The sequence below is a fragment of the Streptomyces longispororuber genome (assembly GCF_014656095.1).
Classification (GTDB): Bacteria; Actinomycetota; Actinomycetes; order Streptomycetales; family Streptomycetaceae; genus Streptomyces; species Streptomyces longispororuber.
Genome location: NZ_BNBT01000002.1, coordinates 101,106 through 120,934, shown reverse-complemented (window position 1 = coordinate 120,934; position 19,829 = coordinate 101,106). Strand labels below are relative to the sequence as shown.

The window sequence follows — 19,829 nt, the reverse complement described above, 5'->3', positions numbered from 1 at the left end:
CCCGTCGACAGCGAAATGAGGGGTCATCACGCCATCAGCATGAGATCAGCTCAAGGAGGAGCGCACGAGGTGGTGACCCATACGGATGGGGGAGCGGCCACGCCGGGACCCGCCCGCGCCGCCGGCACTGCCCCGCGCCGGACGGGCGCCTGTCACCTTTGGCCGCCGCCCCGCGCCGGACGCACGGCCGTCACCTTTGGCCGCCGCCGCGCCGAACGCACGGCCGTCACCCCTGGGCGCCGCCCCGCGCCCGCGCCCCTGTCCAGGAGCCCGTACTCCTACTCCTACTCCGTACTCCTACTCCGGCCGACCGGTCGGGCCCGGCGCCTACCAGGCCGGTACGAGACTGCCGGTGAGGGGCACGGCCGGCGAGCCGGTGTTGGTGACGACGGCGAGGCGGGGGCCCCGGGGGCCGACGTGCCACTGCCCGCCGACCAAGGGCATCCGGGCGATGGCCGGGGAGGGGCCCGCCGTCCAGTCCAGGGTCCCCGCGACGGTGGCGACGCGGGCACCGGCGAGCGCGTCGGCGAGGGCCGCGCGGTCGGTGGGGTCGGCGGCGGTGGTCAGCGCGTGGTGCGCGACCTCCACCAGGGCGTGGGCCAGGCCGAGCGGCTGGAGCCAGGGCGAGCCGGTGGCCTGCTGGTAGCCCCGCGCCAGCTCGGCGCAGGTGGTGCCGTCCAGGCCGGAGCGGTAGGGGTGGTCCGGGGACCAGTAGACGAGCGTGGCCACGCGGGCGTCGCCGAGCTCCGCGTGGACGTCCTCGGCGCGCGTGGTGTGCGTGTGGGGGTAGGTCAGCCAGCGGGAGCAGGTGATCAGCCGCGGCCGCGGCCCGCCCTGACGGGCCCGGCGGTGGAAGCGGGCCAGGTCGGTGGCGGTGGCGGCGCTGGTGACCAGCTCCGCTCCCCGGGCACGCAGGGCGGCGACGTGGGCGTCGAAGGTGTCGGTGCCCTCGCGGTACCCGCCGGGGTCCACCAGGGTGTGCCCGCGGGCCGAGGCCACCGGGACGAAGCCGTACCGCTCGTCGCGCAGGAGCTGTCCCTGGAGGCCGTCGTTCCACAGGCAGCCCACGGTGCGCGGGCCGCCGAGCTGCTCCCACAGGTCGGCGAAGACGGCGGCGATGTCGTCCAGGCCCCACGCGAAGTGGTACGTCCAGCGGAACCGGTCCCGTGTCGAGGCGCCGCGGGTGTGCAGATACGCCTGCCACGGGAAGGTGGTCGACACACAGGGGACGCCCAGCTCCTCGCAGGCGGCGGTGACGGCGGGGAGCACCTGGGTGCCCGCCATCGTCAGGACGAGGTGCGCCCGCTCGACCTCGGCCAGGTCGCGCACGGCGCCCCTGGCGGCCTCCGGGTCGGACCGGCTGTCGCGCACCGCGACGCGCACGTCGTAGGAGCGGGCGCCGTTGCGCACGCGCCCGAGGTGCGGGGCCAGTGCCCGCAACACGTACGACAGGGGTTCGCCGAGCGGCGCCAGGCGGCCGGTGAGCGGGGCCACCACTCCGACGCGGAGCTGGGTCGACGACGTGTCCGTCGGCATGCGTTCGCCTTTCCTGACGCACGGGGGAGGGCCTGGGGGGTGATGTCCTGTGCCCGCGGGCGACCGGGACACAGGACACCGGCGTGGTGCGGTCCGCGCCGTGCGGGCGCCGGGGGAGCGGCCCCGTTCCACGCCCGCACGTGCCGTCCGCGGCCCGCCTATTCGTCGACGGTCACGCAGGTGGTGCGGGTCAGCACGGAGACCGTCTCGTTGCCGCAGTTGTTGCTGTGTCCTGACGCGTTACGGGCGAACAGCAGGTTCGACAGGACGCCTCCGCTCGGCCCGACGTGGTCGCCCGAGGAGGCATCCGCGCGCGCGGAGCGGGTCAGGCAGGTGCGGTCCTTCAGGAGGGACAGCTTGCCGGTGCCGCACAGGTTGGCGTGGCCCGAGGAGTTGCGCCCCGACACGTTGGACAGCAGACCGCCGGCCCCCGCGTCCCCGTCGCCGCCATGGGCGGCGGCCATGCCCATCGGGGCTGTCACCAGCAGTCCGACGACCGAAACCACTACCGCCACGCGTCGCATGACATGCATGTCGTGTACTCCTCCGCTGCGTTGATCGATACGCCGGCCGCCCGGTGGGCGGCCTCACGGGACGTAACGAGCGGGGCGAGCGCCGGAGTGGGGCCCGGGAGGGTGAAAGATCAGGTAAGCGATTGATCCGACGCACGGTGACGGCGCGTGCCTGAACGGAGCGGGTCCTGCGGGTGAAGGTCCGGCCAACTCGACGGGCCCCGACGTGACTTCGGCCGCCTCCGCGGGGGCGTACGCGCGCCGAATTGCCTCGTCGCCGTTCGAACCTCTACGTTGAGCCGCTCATTTATTCGGTTTAACACGCCGCTTGTGCGGCGGATGTTCGAGAGGACCTCCCATGCGGAGTGACAAGTCCGGCATATCCCTCAGGGGCAGACGCACCCGACTTCAGATAGCCGTCGCCGCGGGTGTCGTCGTCGCGGCGTCGCTCGCCGCGACCGCCGGCGCCACCGCCGCCGGCCCCGACGCCGGCTCGTCCGCGTCGTCCGCGTCGTCCTCCTCGGCCACGGAGTCCGCGGAACGCCGACAGCACGTCGAGTACTTCCCCGGTCCGGACAGCCACCCCCGGCACACCACGGTCCCCGTCCCCGCGCCGCTGAACCACAAGCAGCGGACGGCGATCGCGGGCGACGGCAAGGTCGTGGAGCTCGTGAAGAACGGTCCGGCCGGCTCCAAGGCCGATGTCGTCTTCATCGGCGACGGCTACACCAAGTCCCAGCAGAAGGACTTCCAGGCCGACGTGCGCACCAAGTGGAAGGACCTCTCCAAGGTCGAGCCGTACGCCACGTACAAGAAGCAGTTCAACGTCTGGGCTGTGGAGGCGCACTCCCCGCAGTCGGGTGTCGGCGGCGACCCCACGCCCGACGTGAGCAAGAGGACGGCGCTCGGCTCGTCGTTCTACTGCGACGGCATCGAGCGCCTGCTGTGCGTCAACCCCGAGAAGGTCGAGGCGTACGCGAGCAAGGCCCCGGACGCCGATCTGGTGATCGTCCTCGCCAACTCCACCATGTACGGCGGCGCGGGCTACAACGACATCACCTCGCCCTCCGGCTACGACGGCATCGCCACCGCCTCCTCGGACAGCTACGACTCCTCGCAGATCCTCGTCCACGAGACCGGCCACTCGCTGGGCAAGCTGGCCGACGAGTACTGGGACGAGGGGTCCGGCCGGTACGACGCCGCCGAGCCGTGGGAGTCCAACATCAGCAAGCTCAAGGCCGACCAGCTCACCGCCCAGAAGAAGAAGTGGTACCGCTGGATCGGCCGCACGTCCCCGGACGGCGGCAAGGTCGGCGCGTACCGCGGCGGCGGCTACTTCGAGCGCGGCCTCTACCGCCCCACCGACGACTCGATCATGCGGACCCTCGGCAACGAGTTCAACCTGCCCGGGCGTGAGGCGATGATTGCGGGCTTCCACCGGCACGCGTCGGTGATCAGCGCCATCACGCGCACGAGCGTGGAGGTGCGCCGCACGCAGACCATCACCGTCCAGGCGGGCAAGGGCGTCCAACTGCGCTGGTACGTCGACGGCCGGGCCACCGACAAGGGCAAGGACAAGGCGAGCATGACGCCGCGCGCCCTCGGCGTGCCGGCCGACGGCCGCGCGCACAAGGTCTCGGTGCGCGGCACGGACACCACCAAGGCGGTCCTCGACCCGACCCTGCGCAAGCTCCTGACGAAGAAGCTCACCTGGCGCGTCGCCCGCTGACACATCGTCCGCGCCGACACATCGTCCGCGCTGACACACCGTCCGCATCGTCACCCTTCGCGCGGACAGCGCGCCCCCGCCCCGGCCCGCGAGGCCCGGGGCGGGGGCGCCGCCGCGCGGGTAAACCGTTTGCCCCGCTTGCCGGGGAGCGCCTAGCGTCGATTGCGCGGAGACCGAACTCCCGGGAACACGGAAGGACGATGCCTGTGCCTGCGACCCGCTGACGGGCCGTTGCGCCACCCCACCGGACCCTTGTGCCGGTGACGGCTGCTGGAGCGGCCCGCCCGTGCCACGGACCTCGTCTCCAGACCAGCCGGAAAAGGACCTCTCGTGTTCTCCTTCGCCTCGCACACGCACGCCTACCTGCGCCACTCCGCCGGTTCCCGGGCCCTGCGCGCCGGCCCGTTCACCGTCCGCCTCGACCCGCACGACGCCGGGCCCTTCCACAACTACGCCGTCCCCGACGACGGGGCGGAACCGGCCGGCGACCACGTCCGACAGCTCGTCAGGACGTTCACCGCCCGGTCGCGGACACCGCGCCTGGAGTACCTCCCCGCCGCCGCTCCCCGCGTCGAGGACGCGCTCGTCGCCGCCGGGTTCACCGCCGAACGGCGGCTCCCGGTCCTGACCTGTGCCCCCGCCGACGCTCCGCCCCCGCGGCCCACCGGCCCGGTCGAGGTCGTGCTCGCCAGGACCGACGCACAGCTCCGGCAGGTGGCCGAGGCGCAGGGCGAGGCGTACGAGCAGCCCGAGGTCACCGCGCACGACGTCGCGCGGCTGCGGGGCGTGCTGGACCGCGGCGGCCTCGTCGCCCTCGCCCTCGACACGCAGACCGGCCAGGGCGTGGGCGGCGGCCAGCTCGGGCCGCCGCACCAGGGCACGAGCGAACTCGCCGCCATCGGCGTGCGCGTCGCGTACCGGCGGCGCGGCATCGCCTCGGCACTCACCGCCGCGCTGACGCGCGCCTGCCCGTACGCCGGGATCACCACGCCGTTCCTCACGCCGGAGAACGACGACACCGAGCGGATCTACCTGCGCGCCGGGTACCGGCGCGTCGCGGAGGTCCTGCACATCTCGCTGCGGTGACCCCCTTGGTACGCCGGTTGCGCGCGGACGGTTCCGCCGGGGCCGGGCGGGCACAGGGGATTTCAAGACGTCCTGCCCCCGACCCGCCGAGGAGTCCCGCGCATGAGCCCGGAGCCGGCCGCCGCCCGCACGACCACAGGCCAGGACGGCGGCCCCCTACCGGCGCTGCGCGCGGCGTACGCGGCCGCGTCGGAAGCCGTCGCCGACCTGACGGACGCGGAGTCCTGGGCGCCGACCGGCTGCACCGGCTGGGCGGTCCGCGACCTCGTCGTGCACTGCCTGGAGGACGCCCAGCGCGCCCTGGTGGCCCTGCACACGCCGACCCGGGAGCCCGTGGACCGGGACGCCGTGACCTACTGGCGGGCGTGGCGCCCGGACACCGCGGCGGCGGCCGACGACCGGCTCCGGACCCGCGTCCACGCCGGCGTGGTCGCGGACTTCGCCGCGCTGCGCGGCCGCTACCGCGAGACGCTGGCCGCGGTCGTACACGCGGCGGCCGCGGCGGGCCCCGCCGGGCACGTCCGTACGCAGGGACACGTGCTGACCGCCGGGGACCTGCTGACCACCCTCACCGTGGAGGCGACCGTCCACCACCTGGACCTGAGGGTGGGACTCCCGCACGTGCCGGGGCCGGCGCCCGAGGGCCTGGCCGCGGTGCGCGCCACGCTCGACGGCCTGCTCGGCCGGGCCGCCCCGCCGCACTGGACGGACGAGCACTACGCGCGCGTGGGCACCGGCCGGACGCGGCTCACGCCCGCGGAGCGCGCCGCGCTGGGCCCGGCGGCGGACCGCTTCCCGCTGTTCGGCTGAGGACCGCCCGGCTCCGGGGCAGGGCTCAGGCCACGTTTCCGTCCGGAGCCGGAGCCGGAGCCGGAGCCGGAGCCGGACTCGGATCCTGACCCGGCGCGGACGCCGCAGCCGCCGCCAGCAGCTTCTCCGCCAGCACGCGACAGCGGTCCACGAGTTCGGGCGGGTCGAGCACCTCGAAGGCGTGCCCGAGCAGGAGCACGTGCAGCAGCACGCGGTCGAGGCTGCCGGCGCCGCTGAGCACCTCGCAGCGCCCCTCCCCCCGCGGCCGTACGACGGCGGCCGACGCCGGGACCTGCGCGCGCACCGTGTCGGCCGGCGCGTGCACGAGGAGCCGCGCCTGGTGCGGATAGGCGCGGCTCGCCACGCCCTCCTGCACGTACGCCGCCGCGTCGGGCGCCGCGCGCGGGGCGAAGCGCCAGGTCCGCGCGGCCACGTCCGTCATCCGGTCGAGGCGGAAGCTGCGCCAGCCGTCGCGGTCGAGGTCGTGGGCGAGGAGGTACCAGCGCCGGTCGGAGGCGACCAGGCGGTACGGCTCGACCCGCCGCTCCCGGGCCTCGTCCCCGGAGCGGTAGCGGAAGGAGGCCTCGACCTGGTCCCGGCAGGCACCGGCCAGCGTCAGGAGCACGTCGGGGTCGACCGGCGCGCGGGCCGTGCCGAAGAACTCCACCGAGCCGGAGAGCGTCCGCACCTCGTGCCGCAGCCGGGCGGGCAGCACCCGGTCGAGCTTGGTCAGGGTCCGCAGCGCCGCGTCCGTGGCCCCGGCGGCCGCGCCGCCCGCCCCGGCCAGCAGCGCGACCGCGGTGACGACCGCCTCCTCGTCGTCGAGGAGCAGCGGCGGCAGGTCCCGGCCGGGCCCGAGCCGGTAGCCGCCCCCGACACCCTGGCCGGCGTGGACGGGGTAGCCGAGCGTGCGCAGCCGCTCCACGTCGCGCCGCACCGTGCGCGGCGTGACCCCGAGCCGGGCGGCGAGCTCGGGGCCGGTCCAGACGTGGCGCTGCTGCAACAGCCCCAGCAGCGTGAGCACCCGCTCCGTCGTCCCGTGCCCGTCACCCCGTGCCGCGTTCATGCCGCCACTGTGCCAGAGACCCGGGCAATGGCGGACCGATCCTGTCCGCCTGCGGTGCCAGAGTGACGGCACGGCATTCGCCGCGTACGAGACACCGAAGAACGGAGCAACGCCATGAGCCGCCAGTTCCAGGTCACCTTCGACGCCCACGACCCCCGGGCCCTGTCGTCCTTCTGGCGCGAGGCCCTGGGGTACGTCCACCCCGGCCCGCCCGGGGTGGACCTGCCCGCGGGCGCCGACCCCCTGGCCGCGTGGGACGACTTCCTCGCGCGGGCCGGGGTGCCGGAGGAGGAGCGCACCGCGCGATCAGCCGTGGAGGACCCGGAGGGGCACGGCCCGCGCCTGTTCTTCCAGCGGGTGCCCGAGGGCAAGGCGGCCAAGAACCGCGTACACCTCGACGTCCGGGCGGCGCCCGGGCTGCGCGGCCAGGAGCGGATGGCGGCGCTGGAGGCGGAGTGCGAGCGGCTCGTCGCGCTGGGGGCGACACGGGTACGCCGCCACGAGCCCGCCCCTCCGCTGAGCGCGGGCCACCTCGTCATGGCCGACCCGGAGGGCAACGAGTTCTGCCTGGACTGAGGGGACTCCCGGACCGGGATCAAGGTGCCGTCCACGATCCACAGCCGGTCGACACCGTGTGCTGCAGGCTGGTCTGTTCCGGCGCCAACAGCGGTCCCAACGCCCATACGGGCTTCAGTCGTAGGCCTGGCTCAGCGCCCAGAGGGCCCAGACGAGTACAGCCAGTGGCAGCACGACAGCCACCGTGCCGAACGCGATGCCCGCCCGCGCCCAGAAGGGATCGGCCTCCTCCTTGTTCCGCATCCTGCGCAGCGCGACGAGGCCGGAGAGGATGGCAGCGATCCCCAACGGCACGATGAAGTACACGGGAAGGAAGCGGACCCACGTCGGAACCGGGGCAGGCAGCAAGGGGCACACCATCATCGCTGTGGCGGCGGTCCCCAGCCACAGCGACACCCTGCCCTGCGACCGCTTCTGCGCCTTCGCCAGTTCGCTTCGCCCGGTCATCTGATCGACGGAACTCATGCTGCGGATGCTAGGCAGCGGACAGCGCGCTCCGCTTGGGCGCGCGTACCTAGATCGCCCTGAGTAGCCCGCAGTTGACGATCACAGCCGGTGTCGTCATGGGGCAGCCACTTCCCGGGACTGCCTCCGCTGCGAGGACCGGCGCGAAAACCGCCGTGCGCAGCGCCGGAAGGCCGCGGCCGACGTGGAGGCCGCGCTGCCGCACGCCTCCGAGGACGAGCGCGGGGCGGCCACCGGCCAGCGGCTCCACCAGGACGTGACGGCCGGGGTATGGGCCCGCGAGGCCGAGTGGGAACAGGGCCGCGCCCGGCAGGCGGCGGCGAAGGCCCGTGCCGAAGCGCGGCAGCCGGCTTCCTCCGCACCGCCGAGCCGGAGCCCGCCGAGTGCGCCGCGCTCCATCAGGAGCTGACTGTGCGGCGGGGCCAGGGCTACGTTCGGCGCGTCGTCGCCACCCCGCAGCCCCCACCAACGCCTTGTCCGCTGCCATGGCGGCCAGGGAGCCCCGGCAGTCCCGGCACGGGCAAGGCTCGCCGCGAGTACGAGAACCGCGGCGGCGCCCTCACGCCCTGAGCGTGATCGTCCCAGCGCCTGCGGCTGTACCGATGTTCCCCGAGCCGTTGTCCAAGTCGTCCTCACCCTCCGCCTGACCAGTTCGGACTGAGGCGGTCACCGACCTCGTATCATCTCGCGATGATGATCTGGACGGAGCACCCTGCCAAGGCGGACGTCGAAGCTGTCGTTCGCCGCTACTTCAACCTGCTCCGAGCCGAGAAGATCCCTGAGGCCCAACAGCTCATTGATCACCATCCGGTCCGTCATGTGCTCAAGTCGCTGTGGAACGGGTCCGTCAAGGAAGCCGCCGATGGAGACGAGGCGAACAGAAGCCCTGCTGCCGACGAGTGGGAACAGGATCTGTCCTGGCTCGGCGAACTGAAGCTCGCGGCCTTCCACTGGGGCCACACCGGCAGCCATGTCCACATCGAGATCACCTACCGCGCGCAGACAATCGAGGTGGCGCTGGGCTTCTGGGTCAGGTCCACCGATGCTGGCTGGGTCATCACGGGACCGGCCACGTACTGGTAGGACACGCGAAAGAGCATGTGTCGGCGTACCCCTCCCAATGGCAGACCATCACACGCTGCAGCGGTGCTCTGGCCGCGAGGGCGGGTACGGCGGGCCTTGCGGAAGCAGGGGCCCTGGGCAAAGGAGTGCTGGAGGAGGAGGGCTCGCCCGGCAGAGCGTCGCCCCCTCTGCCCGGTCACGACGTCGCGGGCCTGCTGCGCCCCGCCCGGATCCTGCTGGAGTCCATCGAGGTGCTCGACCGGCTCGGTATGACGGCTGCGGCCATGGCCTGCTCCTACGTCGCCCAGGAAGAGGGTCTCCTGCCACCTGCCTGACCCCGCCCCGGGCGGCGAGCGGAGCAGCGGGGCCCCCGCAGGCGGCGCTGGCGACCGTCCGTCGTGCCAGTGGCCGGTCACTCGTCGGTCAGTGGTGGTCCAGTCGGCACTGCCATCGTCGTCGCACGCGGATCGATCCGCGTGCGACTCCGAAGGAGTGTTCCGCATGGTGAAACAGATACACATGATGCTCAGGGCGGGCCTGGTGTTCCTGGCCGCCATGATCGTCGGGATCGCGACGATGGCTTCCGCTCAGGCGGCGCCCACGCCGGGCAAGAGCGACGTCTGGCAGGTGCAGCGGACCGGTGTCAAGGGAGCCTCTGCGGCCTCCGCGTCAGCCCTGGAACCGGCCGGTGCACTGGCCCGCTACAACTGTTACCCGCCGTTCCGCTACAACAACGCCGCGGCGTGGAACTGCACGGTGCACAGCGGTGCCATCGTGTTCTGGATCGAGTGCTCGATCGGCGGCACGTACACCAGCGGCGAGTACGGGCCGGGCACCTACTACGTGCAGGCCACCTGCCCCCAGGGCCGTCGGCTCAGTGAAGGCCACCGCTCGGTGAGGTGAGCCGTTCCCCGGCCGGCGCGCCGCGTCAGCGCAGGGTCGAGCCGGGTTCTCCAGCGAACCCGGCTCGACCCCTGAGCGCGCCGGGGTGAGGAGGTTGCTGTCGCAGCCGGGTGCGTACCGCGTGTGCGTCGTCGTGGCCGAGGTGGTCGAGGATGGCGAGTGCGCGGTGCCAGGCGTCGCGGGCCTTGGGGAGGTCGCCCAGGGCCTGGTGGCTGTCGCCGAGGCGGGTCAGTGTCTCTGTCTCGTAGTAGCGGTCCCCGCTGTCCCGGTGCAGTCGCAGCGCTCGGTCGTAGTGGTCCACCGCCCGTCGGTGCTGTCCGAGGCGGGCGTACGCGAAACCGAGGCTGTCCAGGGCATTGGCCGTGCAGTACCGATCGCCGAGCTGCCGGGCCAGGACGAGTGACCGCCGGCAGTAGGCCAGGGCCTGTTGCTGGTCGCCCAGGTCCGCGTACGCGCAGCCGATCATGTTGAGGGCCCTGGCCTGCCCGTCGCGGTGGTCCGCGGCCCGCAGCATCTCGAAGGCCAGCAGGGCGTGGTGCAGGCACTCCTGGTAGCGGTGCAGGCGGCACAACAGCAGCGTCAGGAGGCGGTGCGTGTGGGCCTGGCCGACGAGGTCGCCGACGTCGTGGAACAGGGCGAGGGCCGTCTCGAAGTGGCGGCGCGAGTCCGCGGTCCGCCCCAGTCGGGCGCAGCACCGGCCGAGGATCCGGTGGGTGTGGGCCAGGCCTACCGGGTCGTCGAGGCGGCGTGCCGCCTCCAACGCGCTCGTCTGCATCGTGAGCTGCTGCTGCCAGCACCCTCGCAGGTCGAGGAAGTCCGTCAGGCACCAGGCAAGCCGCCAGGCATGGGCGTCGAAGCCGGTGTCGACGGCGAGCTGAACGGCGGCGAGAAGGACCCGCTGCTCGGTGGCGAGCCAGGCCGTCGCGTGGTCCTGGTCGGGCACGTGCTCCGGGACGCTCCCGGGCTCGATCTGCTCCTGGGACGACGTCACCGTGTCCCGGTGCGGATCCGTCATCCGCGCCGCCTGGTACGCCGTGTGCAGGTAGTGGTCGAGGACCCGCCGCGTCGCGGCGCCGCGCTCCGCCGGGGGCTCGTGGACCTCCGCGAGCTCGACGGCGTAGGCACGCAGCAGGTCGTGGCAGGCGAACCGGCCGGGCAGGTGCTCGGTCACCAGGTTCACCCGGGCCAGGTCGGCGAGCAGGCGGCGTGTCCGGGGCTCCGGAACGGCCGCCAGGCTGGCTGCCGCGGGCAGCGTGATGTCCGGCCCGGGGTGCAGGCCGAGCAAGCGGAAGAGCCTGGCCGCCGCGGTGTCGAGGGTGCGCAGCGAACAGGAGAACACCGCCCGCATGTCGGTGGCCTGGTCATCGCCCGTGGAGAGGTCGAGGGCGGTGTGGTTCGTGGTCAGTTCGTCGGCGAGCGCGCCGAGTGAGAAGTCACGGTGGGTGGCCGCCCGGGCGGCCACAATGGCCAGGGCCAGGGGCAGCCCTCCGCACCGGGTGATGAGCTCGCCGGCCGCCCGTGGTTCCGCCGACACCCGATACGGCCCGATCCGGCTGGCCAGCAGCTTCCGCGCCTCGGCGGCGGGCAGCACATCGAGGACGGTCGGCGTGGCCCCTTCGGCGGCGACCAGCCCCGGCATCCGGCTGCGACTGGTCACCAGCACCAGGCAGCCGGGTGCCCCGGGCAGCAGCGGACGGATCTGCTCGGCGTGCGCGGCGTTGTCCAGCACCACCAGCACGCGACGGCCGGACAGCAGGCTGCGGTACAGCGCGCTCTGCGCCTCGACACTGACCGGCACGCGCTGCGGCGGCACCGCGAAGGCGTCCAGAAAACCCCGAACCGCCTCTGCCGGCGTCACCGCGGTCCCACCCGGGGCGAACCCCCTGAGGTTGACGAACAACTGCCCGTCCGGGAACCGATCGGCCCAACGGTGGGCCCAGTGCACTGCGAGGGCGGTCTTCCCGACCCCCGCGGCACCGGTGATCATCGCGATCGTCACCGCGCCGGCGCGTGGCGCCAGGCGGTCGAGCAGGTCGTCGAGTTCCCCCATCTCGTCGCCACGTCCCACGAAGACGGGCAGGTCGGCAGGGAGCTGGGCGGGGACCTCGGCCACGGCGGGAGGCCACGCCTCGGACCCGGCCGTCTCCCGCTCGGTCCCTTCGACCGGGGCGGAGCAGGAAAGGGCCGCCGTCCCTTTGCCGTCGTCCGGCTGGCTCAGGAGCGCGGTGTGGGCCGCGGCCAGTTCAGGCCCGGGATCGACGCCGAGTTCGGCAGCGAGCTGACGACGGGCGGTCTCGTACACGACGAACGCCTTCCGCCGGTGCCCGGCGAGTTGGTGCGCCCGGATCAGCCGTGCCTGCGTGGCCTCGTCCAGAGGGTGGCAGCACGCCTCTTCTTCCAAGAGCGGCAGTGCGTCGGCCGCACCACCCGTGGCCAGCAACGCGTCCACGTACCGGGCCATCACCGTCCGGCGCTCGCCGAGCAGGCGGACCACCTTCGGGTGGTCAGCGAGCACCGGCACGTCGGCCAGGGGCGGCCCCTGCCAGAACCGCAGCGCGTCCCCGAGCAACTCGACCACCCGGCGATGCTCACCGCCACGCGCCGCCTCGCCGGCCACCGCAACCAGACCGCGGAACCGCGCCAGGTCCACGCTGCCGTCCGCGAGCTGAAGCGCGTACCCGTCACCGACTGCGGGCAGGAGCACGCTCGGGGCGCGCCGCACGCGGTCCGGCTCCAGGACTCGGCGCAGGTGCTTGACGTAGCTCTGGATGACGTTCGCCGCGGTAGCCGGTGGACGGTCCCGCCACAGCGCGTCCACCAAGTCGGCCCGCGACCACGGCTGCCCGACCGTCAACGCCAGCAGCCCCAGGAACCCGCGCTGCCTCGCGCGGCCCAGATCGATCTCGGTACCGTCCCGCCACGCCCGGACTCGCCCCAAGATGTGCAGGTGCATCCGCCCCCACCCCCGCCCGAGCGGCTCACACCGCCGAGGTCCCGATGCGCACGGACATCAACAAAGCAGGAGGCCCGATTCCACGTCCAGCCGCCATCCGGCCACATCCCGCCAGACTGCCTTCGCAGCCTGCGTCGGACGCCGGTGGCAACAGCCGATGGGCACGGCACTGCCGACAGCAGGAGTCGGGGGCGTCAGTGCCGCAGCATGCCCGGCAGATCTCCCTGCCGTCGGCACCGCGGGCGACCATGACGCGCAGGCGCCCGCAGGCCGAGCACGGCGCGGGCACCTGGGTGCGGCGCTGGTAGCAGTCGGAGCAGAGGTCGCCGATCGGCCAGGTGCTGTGTCCGGGTCTCCCCTCGCCCCGCAGTCATCGCACCTTCGGATCGGCCGTGGCCAGCACGACATGCAGGGGAACGCGCCGTCGCGGACGGTGGCATGACGGCCGCCCTTGGGCCCGCCCACGCCGCCGCTGGACGGTCTCGGACCGCTACTCACCGCGGTGCGCGGGTTCGGGCCCCGCCGCAACCACGAGCTGCCTGGGAGGTTTTCTCCGGTCGTGGTCTGCACCGACAGCACCCGGTCGCGTACCTGCGTGACACTGCGGGCGAGCGGCCGTGCCCATGGGTGTCTGTCACTCCTCGAAAGGGGCGGCAAGGAGGAGGTCCTCCACGGTGGGCACCGGGAAGTCCGGGAGGTGACGGCGGCCGACCTCGGCGAAGGAGTGCATGAGGACCGACATCGGCTTGGTGCGGCACAGCGACAATATGGTGTCGAGAGCGTCCTGCTTGAATCCTGCTCTGGGGAACGCGGCGAGGATTTCGGTGAGAGTGTCGGACGGGATGTTCTCGAGGCCGACACCCGTGAAGTCAAGACCGGATCCAACAGAGACTATTCCGACCTCCGCCCTTTTCCGGGTCGCGATGCCTGCGTTGGTGTGCAGGGCGATCGCGTCCCAGACGACGGAGATACGGTCGGACGGCATACGCTGTTTGCGCAGAAACTTTCGGGCGGCGTCGGCACCGTCGACCTCGAAACGCTCGTCCGGGGTCTGATATGCCTTCACCAGCCCGAGGTCGTGCAGGACGGATGCCACGAAGGCGAGTTCGCGGTCGTAGCGGACGCCGCGTCGGTCGAACAGCAGTGAGCCGTACAGGTACGTCCGCATGACATGGTTGAAGAGCGCCGGGGACGAGACGTTCCTCGCGAACCCCACGGCAGCTCGGGCCAGTCGACTGTCCGGAATGCTTACTCCCGCCACGGACGCCGGCAGCATGGTGCTACGCGAGCTGAAGGGATGATCCGGCGACTGCGCCCGGGGAACTGCGGCAGCGGCGGGCCGGTTCGATCCTGCGGCGGCCATGACGGTACCGGCGCCGATGGCAGCGATACCGGCACCGCGCTCCAGTGCTGTGCGCCGAGTGATGCTCGCTGCCTCGTTGTCTTTTCCGGGCACGATGGTTCGCCTTTCCGTCGGGGAGGGGGGATGTGAGCAGCGTAGGAGCGGAGTTGGCCTTCCTGGCAGTAGCGAAAGTGCCGAGGACCTACGGGATCTCGCCAGCGGCTGGGGCGTCCAGTGCGGTCGCGGTCCACCTGCCTCGCCGCATGCGGCCTCTCGGCACTGGCCGAGCCCGTTGCGGGACTGGTGCGGACCACCGCCGTACGCATGCTCCACCGCGTCGACCAACTCGAACCTCCCCGGCAGGGGCGAAGACGCTGCGGCAGCGTCCGGATCCGGACCGGAGCTCCGACCCTCTCCTCGGCTGTCGGTCCCTTACCGGGCTCCGCAGGTTGACCGGCCCGAGCCCAGTGAGGTCCTCGTCCTCTTCGACACGGTGATCGCGTGCGTGGACGCCCGCTCGGCCGACCGGGCCGACGACGTTGCCTGGAACGCACTGCTCGGTCCCTCCGGGCTGCTCGCTTCCGTCACTCACAGTGACGTCCCGGACGGCTGCTCGGCGATGCTCCGGTGCCTGTCTTGAGCCCTGTCCGAGTCCTGTCCGAAGGGACGCGGCCGGCGCACCGGTATCCGCCCGGGCGGGGGCAAGTGGCGGGGGCACCGGGTGTCACGGGCCCGGAGCGGGCACACGTGGTCCATGAACGACACGCAAGACCCGTCGACGGCACGCCCGTCACCCCTGCGCAAGACCCTCACCACCACGCTCCTGTACTTCTTCATCCTCGGCGACGTCCTGGGAGCGGGGGTGTACGTGCTGGTGGGCCAGGTCGCCGCCGAGTCCGGGCCCGCGGTGTGGCTGCCGCTGGCCGTGGCCCTGGGTCTGGCCATGCTGACCGCGGCCTCCTACGCGGAGCTGGCCACGCGGTTCCCGAGGGCGGGCGGCGCCTCCCACTACACCACGCTGGCCTACGGCCCGTTCGTGGGCTTCCTCGCCGGTTTCTGCATGCTGGCCGCCGGGGTGGTGTCGGTGGCGGCGCTGGCCCGCGGGTTCGCCGGGGACTACCTCGCCGAGTTCGTCACGCTGCCCGTCGCCCTGGTGGCGTTCGTGTTCCTGGGCGCGCTCGCGCTGCTGAACCTGCGCGGCATCAAGGAGTCCACCCGGGCCAACGTCGTCGCCACCGTCGTCGAGGTCGGCGGACTCGTCCTCGTCATCGCGCTCGGCGCCTGGGTCCTGGCCCGCGGCGACGGGGACCTCGGCCGCCTGACCGAGGTCGGCACGGAGGGGAGCGGGCCCGTCGCGGCGGTGCTGAGCGGCGCCGTCCTCGCGTACTACTCCTTCGTCGGCTTCGAGACGTCCGTCAACGTCGCCGAGGAGACCCGCGACCCGCGGCGCTCCTACCCCCGCGCCCTGTTCGGCGCGCTGCTCACGGCCGGGCTCGTGTACGTGCTGGTCGGCTGCGTCGCCGCGGCGGCCGTGCCCACGCACACCCTGGTGGACAGCAGCGGGCCCCTGCTCGAGGTCGTCAAGGAGGCCGGCGGGGTGCCGCCGCGGGTCTTCAGCGTCATCGCCCTGGTGGCCGTCGCCAACGGGGCGCTGCTCACCGGCATCATGTCCTCCCGCCTGGCCTTCGGCATGGCCCGGGACGGCCTGCTGCCCGGCGTCCTGACCCGCGTCCTGCCCGGGCGGCGCACCCCGTGGGCGGCCATCGCCGTCACGGCGGCGCTCTCCCTGCTTCTCGCCCTGACCGGCAGCGTGGCCACGCTGGCCTCCACGCTGGTGCTCCTGCTGCTGGTCGTCTTCTTCCTCGTGAACACCGCCGCGCTGGTGCTGCGGCGCGTCCCGGCCGACCGGGACCACTTCCGGGCGCCCACGGTGCTGCCCGTGCTCGGCGCCCTGTCCTGCGTGGTCCTGGCCACGCAGATCGAGAGGGACGTGTGGCTGCGCGGGCTGGCCGTGCTCGCCGTCGGCGCGCTCCTCGCCGCCGTCGCGGCCCGGCACCGCCGGGCCGGGACCACGGGCTGAACCGGCTCAGCGGCTCAGCGGCTCGGCCGTCGCCCGGCCGTGCCGCGCCAGCTTCTCCGGGTTGCGGACGGCGTAGAGCCCCGTGACGAGGCCGTCGTCGACGCGGACCGCGAGGACCGTGTCGACGCGGCCGTCCAGGCGCAGCACGAGGGCCGGATGGCCGTTGACCTGTACCTGCCGCAGTGACATCCCGGCGTGGATCCTGCCCAGCACCCGGGCCACCGCCTCGGCCCCCACGACGGGGGCCAGGGCCGCCCGCACCACGCCGCCGCCGTCGGTCAGCAGCACGACGTCCGGCGCGATGACGTCGAGGAGCCGCTGTACGTCGCCGGTCTCCAGGGCCCGCCGGAACGCCGCGAGCGCGGCGCGGGTCTCGGCCGGGGTCACGAGGCCGCGCGGGCGGCGCGCCGCGACATGGGCCCGGGCCCGGTGCGCGATCTGCCGGACCGCGGCGGGCGTCTTCTCCACGGCCTCCGCGATGTCGTCGTACGCCAGCTCGAACACCTCGCGCAGCACGAAGACCGCGCGCTCGGTCGGCGCGAGCGTCTCCAGGACGAGCAGCATGGCCATCGACACGCTGTCGGCCAGCTCCACGTCGTCGGCCACGTCCGGTGCCGTCAGCAGCGGCTCCGGCAGCCACGGACCGACGTAGGACTCCTTGCGCCGACGCAGCGTACGGAGCCGGGTCAGGGCCTGCCGCGTGGTCATCCGCACCAGGTACGCCCGCTGGTCGCGGACCGCGCCGAGGTCCACACCGGCCCAGCGCAGCCAGGTCTCCTGGAGGACGTCCTCGGCGTCGGCGGCGGAGCCGAGCAGCTCGTAGGCGACGGTGAAGAGCAGGTTGCGGTGGACGACGAACGTCCGGGCGGCGGTCTCCATGCGCTTGGCGTCGTCGATGACGGTCCCCATGCGGTCGTTGTCGGTGGCGGTCACATGAGGGCCGTCGTCCGCGGCGGTCTCCCCACGGCCGTCGTCGGCAGGGGCCGGGCACGTGGTGGTGGTGCCGGTGGTCTGCTCGTCGCGGTCCTCGGTCATGGCCGGCTCCTGCCTGTTCGGGCTCGTTCCTGTCACGCACACGACGCCGCTGCCCGCCGCCGTGTGACACCCGAGCGCGGTGGCCTGCGTCACATCGCCGCGCCGCTGTGCGGGCCGGGGGCCCTCGCGAGCACTCGGCGCCGGAAAACCGGAGAACCGGAAAAGCGGAGGGACTCGTACCAGTAGTGCGGATGATCTTGGCTGAGTACGGTGACCTCCCGGCGCGGACGACCGTCCGCGCCGTCCTTCGAACGACACCTCCGCGCTCACGACCACACCCGCCCCCGCCCCGGCCGCCGCCGCCCGCGACGGGACGGCCCGCGAGGCGGCGGCGCTCGCGGCGGCGGCCCGTACCCGGGCACGCGCGCCGCCGGCGCCGCGGAGGAACGGAAAGTGAGTGGACCGATGCAACCGACGTTCATCCTGGTGCATGGAGCCTTCGCGAACTCCTTCTCCTTCGCGCCGCTCCAGGCCGAACTCGGCCTCCTCGGGCACCGTTCGGTCGCCGTGGACCTGCCCGGGCACGGATTCGGGGCCACGTACACGCGCGCCTACCAGGCGCCGCAGGACCTCGAAGGGCTCGCCGCGGCGCCCGGCGCGATCAAGGGGGTCACGCTCGCCGACAACGCCGCGCACCTGATCGGGGTCCTGGAACGGGCCAAGGAGAACGGGCCCGTGATCCTCGTCTCGCACAGCCGCGGCGGCATCACGGCCACCGCCGCCGCCAACGCGCGGCCGGACCTGATCGACCGCATCGTCTACGTCTCGGCCTGGTGCCCGGTCGACCTGGACGTCAACGACTACTACGCCGAGCCTGAGATGGCCTCGGTCGACGCCGCCTCACTGGCCCTGGCCATGGCCGGGAACCCCGCCGAACTCGGCCTGCTGCGCGTCAACTTCCGCACCGCGGACCCGGCCGCCCTCGCGGCCTTCAAGGCGGCCTTCCTCGCCGACGGCACCGACGAGGAGTTCCTGACCTTCCTCAACACCTTCCAGCCCGACGAGAACCTGGACGTCGGCACCTCCGCCGACCGGGCGCAGGCCGCCACCTGGGGCCGCATACCCAAGACCTACGTACGCCTGGCGGACGACGCGAGCATCCCGCTCGCCGCCCAGGACCGGCTGATCCGCGAGGGCGACGCGCTCACGCCGGACAACCCCTACGACGTCCGCACCGTGGCGGGCAGCCACCTCAAGTGGCTCGTCGACCCGGCCCCGGCGGCACGGGTCCTCGCCGACGTCGCCGCGCTCACGGCCGCCGGGGCCGAGCGGCCGTGACCCGGGCCCGCCAGGGCCGTGACGACGCCCCGCCGCCCCGTTCCAGGCGCCCGTCAGCGCCGGATCAGGAGGCGGGGGCAGTCTGAGGGTGCCTCGGGGGACGGTCCGCACTGACCGTTCCCCGGGGTGAGGGAGAGGTGTCCGGAGTGGTTTATCGGAGACCGGAGTTCGCTTCAGTCGGGTGTACGCCCACGCAGGTTCGAATCCTGCCCTCTCCGCCGGCCGGCACGCGCGACGGTCCGCCCGTACGACGCTCCCCGCGCCGGCCGCCGCGTACGGCGGTGGCCCGCGCCAGCGGACCCGGCGCGCCCTGAGGGCGCCGGGTGCGGGCGGCTGTTCCGGGTGGCCGGGGGCGCGCCCGGGCTCCGGCCCGCGTGCCCTGCCCACGGGAACAAAGGCCAGGTCGGACGCCGATTTGCCCCGCCCCGGGGCACGTATGTCAGAGTGTCCGTCCCGGCCGGCCGGGCGCGCGCCACGCGCAGTTGCTGCCGGGGCCCCCGACCTCGACCCCTCGGCCACGGCTGCCCCCGCGGCGCGCCCGGTCGGCCGCGGAGCCGACCGCCCGGAACTCGTACCCATACCCCCTTCCTTTGCTGAGAGCGATGCAGGCCACGACTGTCTCCCGGACCACCCGGACCACCGACCTGTTCGACCAAGGCCTGGAGCACCGGTCCGGTGCCGCGCTGCTGCGCTTCGGCGCCGCCCGGCGGCGCCAGGACGACCGGTCCGGCTGGTCCGGCGACGGCGCCGTCGCCTGGCTCGACACCGGGCGCGGACACGTGTGGAGCGTCGGCGACGCGCGGGCTGCGGCGGACCTCGTCCTGCGCGCCGAGCGCGAACTGCCCGACGTGGTGGGCGAGTTCACGGGGCCCCGGGGGGCCGAAGCGCTCGTGGGGGAGCGGCTGCCGCTCACCGAGGTCGTCGAGTGGGTGTTCCGCTGGACGCTCACGGAGCCGCCGGTCACGCCGCACGAGGACCGGGTGGTCGCACTCGGCGCGGACCACCACGACGAACTCGGCGCCTTCCTCGCCGCACACAGCCCGCGCCACTCCACGGGCCCCGGCTCCGCCGACGTCCGCCTCTGGGCCGGGATCCGCGACGCGCACGGGCGGCTCGTCGCGTGCGGCGCCCTGAGCAGGCTGCGCGACAGCGGCACGCCCCTGATGGCGTCCGTCGCCACCGACGCCGCCCAGCGCGGCCAGGGGCTCGGCGCCGCCCTCACCGCCTGGCTGACCCGGTACGCCGTACGCGAGTACGGCGTGTGCACGCTGTGGCAGCTCGCCGACAACGTCCCCGCGCGACGGCTCTACGACCGCCTCGGCTACCGCGACGAGGACCCGTGCGTCTCGGCGCGCATCGCCGGGGCGGACCACCGCACGGAGTGACGCGGACGCGC

General features: G+C 73.5%; 17 protein-coding genes and 1 tRNA gene. 11 read left to right on the top strand and 7 right to left on the bottom strand.

The genetic code is table 11. From position 1 onward, the window contains the following. Positions 1-327 precede the first annotated feature (327 nt). Together IE330_RS01180 and IE330_RS01175 are read right to left on the bottom strand one after the other, a co-directional pair. The gene (locus tag IE330_RS01180; RefSeq protein WP_190133883.1) at positions 328-1,536 is read right to left on the bottom strand and encodes an ABC transporter substrate-binding protein; all 1,209 of its coding nucleotides are present in this window, start codon (positions 1,534-1,536) and stop codon (positions 328-330) included. Positions 1,537-1,694: 158 nt separating this feature from the next. Continuing rightward, complete coding sequence (locus IE330_RS01175; protein WP_190133882.1) at positions 1,695-2,069, bottom strand: hypothetical protein; 375 nt, start codon at positions 2,067-2,069, stop codon at positions 1,695-1,697. Between the two features lie 337 nt (positions 2,070-2,406). Here IE330_RS01175 and IE330_RS01170 point away from each other — a divergent pair, with 337 nt between their 5' ends. The 3 genes from IE330_RS01170 (at position 2,407) to IE330_RS01160 (ending at position 5,673) form a co-directional block, all read left to right on the top strand. Further along, positions 2,407-3,777 carry a M64 family metallopeptidase gene (locus IE330_RS01170; RefSeq protein WP_190133881.1) on the top strand — a complete coding sequence of 457 codons (1,371 nt, stop codon included), beginning with the start codon at positions 2,407-2,409 and terminating at the stop codon, positions 3,775-3,777. Positions 3,778-4,107: 330 nt separating this feature from the next. Next, a complete protein-coding gene (locus IE330_RS01165) occupies positions 4,108-4,863 on the top strand; it encodes a GNAT family N-acetyltransferase (RefSeq protein WP_190133880.1) in 756 nt (251 codons plus the stop codon). Positions 4,864-4,965: 102 nt separating this feature from the next. Continuing rightward, positions 4,966-5,673, top strand: coding sequence for a maleylpyruvate isomerase family mycothiol-dependent enzyme (locus IE330_RS01160; RefSeq protein ID WP_190133879.1), 708 nt, complete (start codon positions 4,966-4,968; stop codon positions 5,671-5,673). A gap of 25 nt (positions 5,674-5,698) precedes the next feature. On the opposite strand, the gene IE330_RS01155 is transcribed toward IE330_RS01160, so the two are convergent. Further along, positions 5,699-6,739: a helix-turn-helix transcriptional regulator gene (locus IE330_RS01155; RefSeq protein ID WP_190133878.1), complete on the bottom strand. Its 1,041-nt coding sequence runs from the start codon at positions 6,737-6,739 to the stop codon at positions 5,699-5,701. A gap of 114 nt (positions 6,740-6,853) precedes the next feature. Between IE330_RS01155 and IE330_RS01150 the strand changes: the two genes are divergently transcribed. Beyond that, positions 6,854-7,315, top strand: coding sequence for a VOC family protein (locus IE330_RS01150; protein WP_190133877.1), 462 nt, complete (start codon positions 6,854-6,856; stop codon positions 7,313-7,315). Between the two features lie 114 nt (positions 7,316-7,429). Here the strand turns inward: IE330_RS01150 and IE330_RS01145 are convergent, their stop codons facing one another. Continuing rightward, on the bottom strand, positions 7,430-7,780 hold the full coding sequence (locus IE330_RS01145; protein ID WP_229925249.1) for a hypothetical protein: 351 nt from the start codon (positions 7,778-7,780) through the stop codon (positions 7,430-7,432). Positions 7,781-8,470: 690 nt separating this feature from the next. Between IE330_RS01145 and IE330_RS01140 the strand changes: the two genes are divergently transcribed. The 3 genes from IE330_RS01140 (at position 8,471) to IE330_RS01130 (ending at position 9,745) form a co-directional block, all read left to right on the top strand. Further along, entirely contained in the window at positions 8,471-8,863 is a 393-nt protein-coding gene (locus tag IE330_RS01140) for a hypothetical protein (RefSeq protein WP_190133876.1), read from the top strand. 125 nt (positions 8,864-8,988) lie between these two features. Next, a complete protein-coding gene (locus IE330_RS01135) occupies positions 8,989-9,177 on the top strand; it encodes a hypothetical protein (RefSeq protein ID WP_190133875.1) in 189 nt (62 codons plus the stop codon). Between the two features lie 166 nt (positions 9,178-9,343). Then, a complete protein-coding gene (locus tag IE330_RS01130) occupies positions 9,344-9,745 on the top strand; it encodes a hypothetical protein (protein WP_190133874.1) in 402 nt (133 codons plus the stop codon). A 25-nt stretch (positions 9,746-9,770) separates the two neighbouring features. Here IE330_RS01130 and IE330_RS01125 read toward each other — a convergent pair whose 3' ends face one another. Together IE330_RS01125 and IE330_RS01120 are read right to left on the bottom strand one after the other, a co-directional pair. Continuing rightward, positions 9,771-12,698, bottom strand: a complete 2,928-nt coding sequence (locus tag IE330_RS01125; protein WP_190133873.1) for an AfsR/SARP family transcriptional regulator — start codon at positions 12,696-12,698, stop codon at positions 9,771-9,773. A gap of 634 nt (positions 12,699-13,332) precedes the next feature. Further along, entirely contained in the window at positions 13,333-14,154 is an 822-nt protein-coding gene (locus IE330_RS01120) for an HD domain-containing protein (RefSeq protein WP_229925248.1), read from the bottom strand. 640 nt (positions 14,155-14,794) lie between these two features. Here IE330_RS01120 and IE330_RS01115 point away from each other — a divergent pair. Next, positions 14,795-16,120: an APC family permease gene (locus tag IE330_RS01115; RefSeq protein ID WP_190133872.1), complete on the top strand. Its 1,326-nt coding sequence runs from the start codon at positions 14,795-14,797 to the stop codon at positions 16,118-16,120. 6 nt (positions 16,121-16,126) lie between these two features. On the opposite strand, the gene IE330_RS01110 is transcribed toward IE330_RS01115, so the two are convergent. Next, complete coding sequence (locus IE330_RS01110) at positions 16,127-17,029, bottom strand: RNA polymerase sigma-70 factor (protein WP_308438975.1); 903 nt, start codon at positions 17,027-17,029, stop codon at positions 16,127-16,129. Between the two features lie 531 nt (positions 17,030-17,560). Between IE330_RS01110 and IE330_RS01105 the strand changes: the two genes are divergently transcribed. From IE330_RS01105 to IE330_RS01095, 3 genes are all read left to right on the top strand, one after another. Next, the gene (locus IE330_RS01105) at positions 17,561-18,433 is read left to right on the top strand and encodes an alpha/beta hydrolase (protein ID WP_190133923.1); all 873 of its coding nucleotides are present in this window, start codon (positions 17,561-17,563) and stop codon (positions 18,431-18,433) included. Positions 18,434-18,564: 131 nt separating this feature from the next. After that, a tRNA-OTHER gene (locus IE330_RS01100) sits at positions 18,565-18,651 on the top strand. A 384-nt stretch (positions 18,652-19,035) separates the two neighbouring features. After that, positions 19,036-19,818, top strand: coding sequence for a GNAT family N-acetyltransferase (locus IE330_RS01095; protein WP_190133871.1), 783 nt, complete (start codon positions 19,036-19,038; stop codon positions 19,816-19,818). Positions 19,819-19,829: the final 11 nt, after the last annotated feature.

Excerpts from the sequence above, each read along its gene's own strand:
- IE330_RS01170 (WP_190133881.1), top strand. The coding sequence starts at position 2,407 with ATGCGGAGTGACAAGTCCGGCATATCCCTCAGGGGCAGACGCACCCGA.
- IE330_RS01180 (WP_190133883.1), bottom strand. The coding sequence starts at position 1,536 with ATGCCGACGGACACGTCGTCGACCCAGCTCCGCGTCGGAGTGGTGGCC.
- IE330_RS01130 (WP_190133874.1), top strand. The coding sequence starts at position 9,344 with ATGGTGAAACAGATACACATGATGCTCAGGGCGGGCCTGGTGTTCCTG.
- IE330_RS01150 (WP_190133877.1), top strand. The coding sequence starts at position 6,854 with ATGAGCCGCCAGTTCCAGGTCACCTTCGACGCCCACGACCCCCGGGCC.
- IE330_RS01155 (WP_190133878.1), bottom strand. The coding sequence starts at position 6,739 with ATGAACGCGGCACGGGGTGACGGGCACGGGACGACGGAGCGGGTGCTC.
- IE330_RS01110 (WP_308438975.1), bottom strand. The coding sequence starts at position 17,029 with ATGGGGACCGTCATCGACGACGCCAAGCGCATGGAGACCGCCGCCCGG.
- IE330_RS01095 (WP_190133871.1), top strand. The coding sequence starts at position 19,036 with ATGCAGGCCACGACTGTCTCCCGGACCACCCGGACCACCGACCTGTTC.
- IE330_RS01105 (WP_190133923.1), top strand. The coding sequence starts at position 17,561 with ATGCAACCGACGTTCATCCTGGTGCATGGAGCCTTCGCGAACTCCTTC.
- IE330_RS01145 (WP_229925249.1), bottom strand. The coding sequence starts at position 7,780 with ATGAGTTCCGTCGATCAGATGACCGGGCGAAGCGAACTGGCGAAGGCG.
- IE330_RS01125 (WP_190133873.1), bottom strand. The coding sequence starts at position 12,698 with ATGCACCTGCACATCTTGGGGCGAGTCCGGGCGTGGCGGGACGGTACC.
- IE330_RS01115 (WP_190133872.1), top strand. The coding sequence starts at position 14,795 with ATGAACGACACGCAAGACCCGTCGACGGCACGCCCGTCACCCCTGCGC.
- IE330_RS01160 (WP_190133879.1), top strand. The coding sequence starts at position 4,966 with ATGAGCCCGGAGCCGGCCGCCGCCCGCACGACCACAGGCCAGGACGGC.
- IE330_RS01140 (WP_190133876.1), top strand. The coding sequence starts at position 8,471 with ATGATGATCTGGACGGAGCACCCTGCCAAGGCGGACGTCGAAGCTGTC.
- IE330_RS01175 (WP_190133882.1), bottom strand. The coding sequence starts at position 2,069 with ATGCATGTCATGCGACGCGTGGCGGTAGTGGTTTCGGTCGTCGGACTG.